This window comes from Amphibacillus sp. MSJ-3, assembly GCF_018919165.1.
Taxonomy (GTDB): Bacteria; Bacillota; Bacilli; order Bacillales; family Amphibacillaceae; genus Amphibacillus.
Genome location: NZ_JAHLQM010000056.1, coordinates 1 through 5,364, shown reverse-complemented (window position 1 = coordinate 5,364; position 5,364 = coordinate 1). Strand labels below are relative to the sequence as shown.

The 5,364-nt window shown below is 35.8% G+C and carries 7 protein-coding genes; all 7 read left to right on the top strand.

What is annotated here, in order from left to right:
* Positions 1-195: 195 nt before the first annotated feature.
* The 7 genes from alr to KQI76_RS11385 all read left to right on the top strand — a co-directional run bounded on the left by alr (position 196) and on the right by KQI76_RS11385 (position 5,133).
* Complete coding sequence (gene alr, locus KQI76_RS11415) at positions 196-1,317, top strand: alanine racemase (protein ID WP_216400419.1); 1,122 nt, start codon at positions 196-198, stop codon at positions 1,315-1,317.
* Between the two features lie 212 nt (positions 1,318-1,529).
* Complete coding sequence (locus KQI76_RS11410) at positions 1,530-1,799, top strand: antitoxin (RefSeq protein WP_305853373.1); 270 nt, start codon at positions 1,530-1,532, stop codon at positions 1,797-1,799.
* 4 nt (positions 1,800-1,803) lie between these two features.
* Positions 1,804-2,154 (top strand): type II toxin-antitoxin system PemK/MazF family toxin, encoded by a 351-nt coding sequence (locus tag KQI76_RS11405; RefSeq protein ID WP_216400417.1) that lies wholly within the window; start codon positions 1,804-1,806, stop codon positions 2,152-2,154.
* A gap of 314 nt (positions 2,155-2,468) precedes the next feature.
* The gene (locus KQI76_RS11400) at positions 2,469-3,338 is read left to right on the top strand and encodes an RsbT co-antagonist protein RsbRA (RefSeq protein ID WP_216400416.1); all 870 of its coding nucleotides are present in this window, start codon (positions 2,469-2,471) and stop codon (positions 3,336-3,338) included.
* 6 nt (positions 3,339-3,344) lie between these two features.
* Positions 3,345-3,701: an STAS domain-containing protein gene (locus tag KQI76_RS11395; protein ID WP_216400415.1), complete on the top strand. Its 357-nt coding sequence runs from the start codon at positions 3,345-3,347 to the stop codon at positions 3,699-3,701.
* 2 nt (positions 3,702-3,703) lie between these two features.
* Positions 3,704-4,105 (top strand): anti-sigma regulatory factor, encoded by a 402-nt coding sequence (locus KQI76_RS11390; protein WP_216400414.1) that lies wholly within the window; start codon positions 3,704-3,706, stop codon positions 4,103-4,105.
* Positions 4,106-4,122: 17 nt separating this feature from the next.
* Positions 4,123-5,133, top strand: a complete 1,011-nt coding sequence (locus KQI76_RS11385; protein ID WP_216400413.1) for a PP2C family protein-serine/threonine phosphatase — start codon at positions 4,123-4,125, stop codon at positions 5,131-5,133.
* The last annotated feature ends 231 nt before the right edge of the window (positions 5,134-5,364 follow it).

The following is a 5,364-nucleotide window of genomic DNA, read 5'->3' as shown; positions in this document are numbered from 1 at the left end:
TTAATAACGTCACACTACCTAAACGGCGAGCAAGCGAAGCGCGGTAGCTAATGGTGTACAATATTAGAGTGTCTAACTTACTGTTATGAAAACAACATCGAGAAAATATTGACACATACTTCAGTTTAACCGAATTTGACACTTTGTCATTTTAAATTGATAATAAATGATAAAGAAGAGAAAGCGGTGGGGAAAATGAACCAATTATGTTACCGTCCAGCCTGGATTGAGATAGATTTAACAGCAGTAAAATCCAATATCCAACATATTCAAGCTCAATTGGGGCCTGCCGTCGATGTGATAGCGGTGGTGAAGGCAAATGGATATGGTCACGGAGATGTTGAAGTGGCAAGAGCCGCGATAGAATCTGGAGCAAGGGGATTAGCTGTTGCTTTATTAGAAGAGGCGGTTAAGCTTCGCCAAGCGGGAATTAAGGTTCCTATCCTTGTCTTAGGCTGGGTTGCACCAGAGTTTATCAGTGTTGCAATTGAACACCAGATCACATTAACTGTTTTTCAGGCTAGTTGGTTAGAAACATACTATAAGGAAGCGTCACAATCAAAAAAATTATCGATTCATATTAAATTAGATACTGGAATGGGACGAATTGGAATCCGAACATTAACTGAGCTTAAACAGTTTCTGAACCATATAGATGAACGTTACATTGATGTGGAAGGTGTTTATACTCACTTTGCAACAGCTGATGAGGAGAATCTCGATTATTATCAACTTCAAATTAACCGGTTTGAACCCATGTTAGAAGTTATTCGTAAACAGGTTAAAAAGGAAATACTTGTCCATATTGGTAATAGCGCTGCGGCCTTACGACAAGAAAGTAATTTATATAATGCTGTCCGATTTGGCATTGGAATGTATGGACTTTATCCATCTATATATATAAAAAAGAACCGGCCCTTTCCTTTAAAACCAGCCCTGTCATTGAAAGCAAAACTATCCCATGTCAAAAAGGTTTCAGCTGGTGAATCAATTAGTTATGGGGCAACCTATCGAGCTGAGTATGATCAATGGATTGGAACCATTCCTATTGGCTATGGTGATGGAATTCAACGTAAATGGCAAGGATTAGATGTTTTAATTAATGGAGAAAGAATGCCGCTAGTTGGGCGAATATGTATGGATCAATGTATGGTAAGGCTTGATCGTGCATATTCTATTGGTACAGAGGTTACATTTGTTGGACAACAAGGAAATGAAAAGATTACCCTTGAGGAAATTGCAACACATCTAGATACAATTAATTATGAAGTTGCCTGTTTATTTACGGAAAGATTACCACGGATTTATAAAGATTAGAGCAATCGATGATAAGCACTCTGGCAATTTACTTGATTATTCAAAGCGATGACAATTTACAATAAGCATATTAAAGATGACTGAAGAAACTTCAAATATATTTAAAAAACTATTAAAAATAGCTTTGCAAGAGTATGTGTCAATGATATGATAAAGTAGATTATACTAATTAGCTGATAATTGTGGTGGAGGTGGATGTTTTGTCAAAAAACATGCAGGAAGTTGTTGTGAAATTACCAAAGAATCTACTCAGAGAAGTGAATGGTTTATTAGAGGAAGAAAAAAAAGAATTAAATGATCTCATCCTTCAAGCAACAAAATCTTACGTGCGAGACAAAAAAGAGCAACATATTCGTGAATCAATGCAAAGAGGCTATATGGAAATGGCTAAGATCAACCTTAATATCGCTTCAGAATCCTTTTTAGCTGAAGAGGAGGCGGAGATAGAGATCACCTTAGAACGCTTAGTGAGCGGGGTGTGATGGTTTGATCGTTAAACGAGGCGAAGTATATTTCGCTGATCTTTCTCCAGTCGTTGGTTCAGAGCAAGGTGGTACTCGACCAGTATTAATTATCCAAAATAATATCGGTAACCGCTTTAGCCCGACAGTGATCGTCGCAGCAATCACCGCCCAGATACAAAAGGCAAAATTACCAACACATGTAGAAATAAAAGCGGATAAATATGGATTTGAACGTGATTCAGTTATTTTACTTGAGCAAATAAGAACAATAGATAAACAACGATTAACAGATAAGATTACTCAATTGGATGGTCAAATGATGGATAATATTGATAACGCTTTAGAGATTAGTCTAGGCCTGACCAATATTTAATTTAGATATAAAGATCAATTAAAGCGCTTGTCAACAAATAAAGACAGGGGCTTTTCGTTGTATTTATAGAAGGATTTATAATCGTGGTAATCGTTTTTTAGTGAAATTAATGTTAAATTAATATTATAAATAAATTAGATGGACTAGTGGCAAATAAAGGGTCCTCCATCACCTTGGATTTTTAAAATCAGTAAAGGTGGGGCGGAATTAGAGAAATTAGCTTTCAACTAACCCAAGATAAGTGAGAGTTGTGAGATGATTTTTAAAAGTAGTTTTTCTAATTAAAGAATAAAATGATAAAGGTGGTTATAGTATTGCCAAATCGAGTAAATCAAATCATTATAAATAATAGTGATATTATTATTAAAAATTGGCTGGAAGCTGTTTCAGAAAAGCGGAATAGTGAGTATACTTCAACGATTTCTGAAGAGCTATTTCAAAGTACCAATCGCGAATTTGTTAATGTCATTTTTAAAAGTTTAGATGAGGAAAGGTTAACAACAGATTTAGAGGATTTTTCAGAGCGACTAGTTAACTTAGGTTGGCCGCTATCATATTTAACTGATGGTTTGACGACATTCCGACGGGTGGTGTTTGATTTTATTTTAAGTCAAGATGACCTGATTGATACGGATTATTTTTCAATTATATTAGATAAAGTAAATGATTGGGTTGATCCGATTATTAATAAGTTGGTTAATGAGTATTCAGGTAATTGGGAACACACAGTTTCCTTACAACGGGTAGCTTTACAAGAGTTATCGGCTCCTTTAATCCCTGTTATGAGTAATATTACGATCATGCCGTTAATTGGTACAATTGACACAGATCGAGCCAAACAAATTATGGAGAACTTACTTGAAGGGGTGATTAAACACAATGCCGAAGTTGTTTTAATAGATATAACAGGCGTCCCCGTGGTAGATACAATGGTTGCTCACCATATTATTCAGGCAGCAGAAGCTGTAAGATTAATTGGTTCGCATTGTATTTTAGTAGGCATTCGACCTGAAATTGCTCAAACGATTGTGAATTTAGGAATTGACTTAACGAGATTTCCAACGCGTTCATCACTACGTAAAGGATTTACAACCGCATTGGAGCTCACCGGTAGGAAAGTTATTCGTGAAAATAGCCAAGAAGAAGTCATTGAAAATATTATGAAATCAGTAGAGAAGGGGTGATCTTTTTTGCGAATTCCAATTCTAAAATTACAAAATTATTTACTTATTTCAATTCAGATCGATTTGGATGATCAAACTGCAATTCAGTTTCAAGAAGATTTATTAAATGAAATTTACAAAAGTGGTGCAAAAGGTGTTGTTATTGATTTAACTTCTGTTGATATCATTGACTCTTTTATTGCGAAGGTTCTAGGGGATGTGGTAACTATGTCAGATCTAATGGGGGCAAAGGTAGTTTTAACAGGTATTCAGCCTGCAGTAGCAATGACGCTAATTGAATTAGGCATTCATATGCAAGATGTTCAAACGGCATTGAACTTGGAACAAGGTTTGACCAAACTTCGACAGGAACTGGAGGGGTAATTATGGAATTCAAACCTTGTGTGAACATATGTAAAGAATGGGATATAGTTGGAGCACGACAGCTGGGGAGAGAGCATGCGAAAAGCCTAGGTTTTAGTACTGTCGATCAGGCGCGAATTGCTACAGCTATTTCTGAACTATCAAGAAATATTTATTTGTATGCTGAAACAGGGAAAATCTGTTTTGAAGTGATAGATCAAATAGATCGAAAAGGTTTGAAAATAGTTGCCGTGGATCAAGGGCCTGGGATTCAAGATATTAGCCAAGTTATGCAAGATGGCTATTCGACTTCAGGTGGATTGGGTGCTGGATTACCGGGAGTCAAACGTTTGATGGACCATTTTGAAATTGTTTCAAGTAGTAAAAACGGAACGGAGATAGAAACGATAAAGTGGGTTAGATAATAAGGTGGGGTGTGTTTATGAAGTCGACAGAACTTGATTTAGATAATTATCGTCAATTATTAAAAGAATATTTATTAACAAATAATGAAACTGCCCTATATCATGCTGAACAATTTAGTAGACTATCGGTCCAACATAATGTTTCACCAGAAGAAATTATTCATATTCATATCGAGGCACTTAAGGATTTATACCCTGACTTACCTAGGGAAATAAGTGATTCATTGAATTTTTTACTAGAAGCAATGATTTCATATGGGCTCGCTCTACAAGAAAATCAATTTTTAAGGGAAAAACAATCAGAACTTGAATCTGAAATTTCAGTAGCTGCAAGTATGCAAAAGACACTATTATCAACAGTAAAACCCGATGTTCAAGGCTTAGATATTGGGGCGATCAGTGTCCCTGCCAATCACATGAATGGTGATTATTATCATTTTGTTACGAATAAAGAGAACAAATTAGGGATTGCACTTGCAGACGTAATTGGTAAAGGGATTCCTGCTGCCCTTGCTATGTCTATGATTAAGTATTCAATGGATAGCTTACCCGAAAGCCAACAAGATCCGAGAGCTATTTTAGAAAGTTTAAATCGGGTTGTGGAACGAAATGTGGACCCGAGTATGTTTATTACCATGTTTTATGGATTATATAATCCCGAAGACGAGACTTTTTCATATGCCTCTGCCGGACATGAACCTTGTTTTTATTACCATGCTGATAAAAAGGAGTTTGAAGAGATTCAAGCACCCGGTTTAGTTTTGGGGGTTAAAGAAGACACTGTTTATCAACAATTTGTTCGTAAAGTGGACAAGGGGGATTGTTTAATCTTACTAACAGATGGTGTGACGGAATGTCGGGTAGGTGATCGCTTTATAGAGCGTGATGAAATGATCCAAGTCATTAAAGGTTACATAGATTTACCAGCCCAAGAAGCCGTAGAACAAGTCTTTCATTATTTCGAAAAACTTCAAGATTTTCATCTGCGAGATGATTTCACACTAATTATCCTAAAAAAGGAAGTTTAATTGATGACTTGTTCGGGAAGTACATAGGAGGAGTCCTGAAGTAGTATAAATTCTTTGTGCCAATTACTACATGATTTAAATTAGGTAGTAATTGGTTGACAAGGGATAGTGGGGTAATGTAAAAAGTTCTATGAAAACTAAGGAATAAATAAAAACATGAGATTTAGCTATTAAAAATTGGTTAAATACTAATTTAATGTTCTTGGAAAAGAGAATAATTGTTATTGATCC

Bases quoted from the DNA above. Each gene is read 5' to 3' on its own strand.
- alr (WP_216400419.1), top strand. From the start codon at position 196: ATGAACCAATTATGTTACCGTCCAGCCTGGATTGAGATAGATTTAACA.
- KQI76_RS11410 (WP_305853373.1), top strand. From the start codon at position 1,530: ATGCAGGAAGTTGTTGTGAAATTACCAAAGAATCTACTCAGAGAAGTG.
- KQI76_RS11385 (WP_216400413.1), top strand. From the start codon at position 4,123: ATGAAGTCGACAGAACTTGATTTAGATAATTATCGTCAATTATTAAAA.
- KQI76_RS11390 (WP_216400414.1), top strand. From the start codon at position 3,704: ATGGAATTCAAACCTTGTGTGAACATATGTAAAGAATGGGATATAGTT.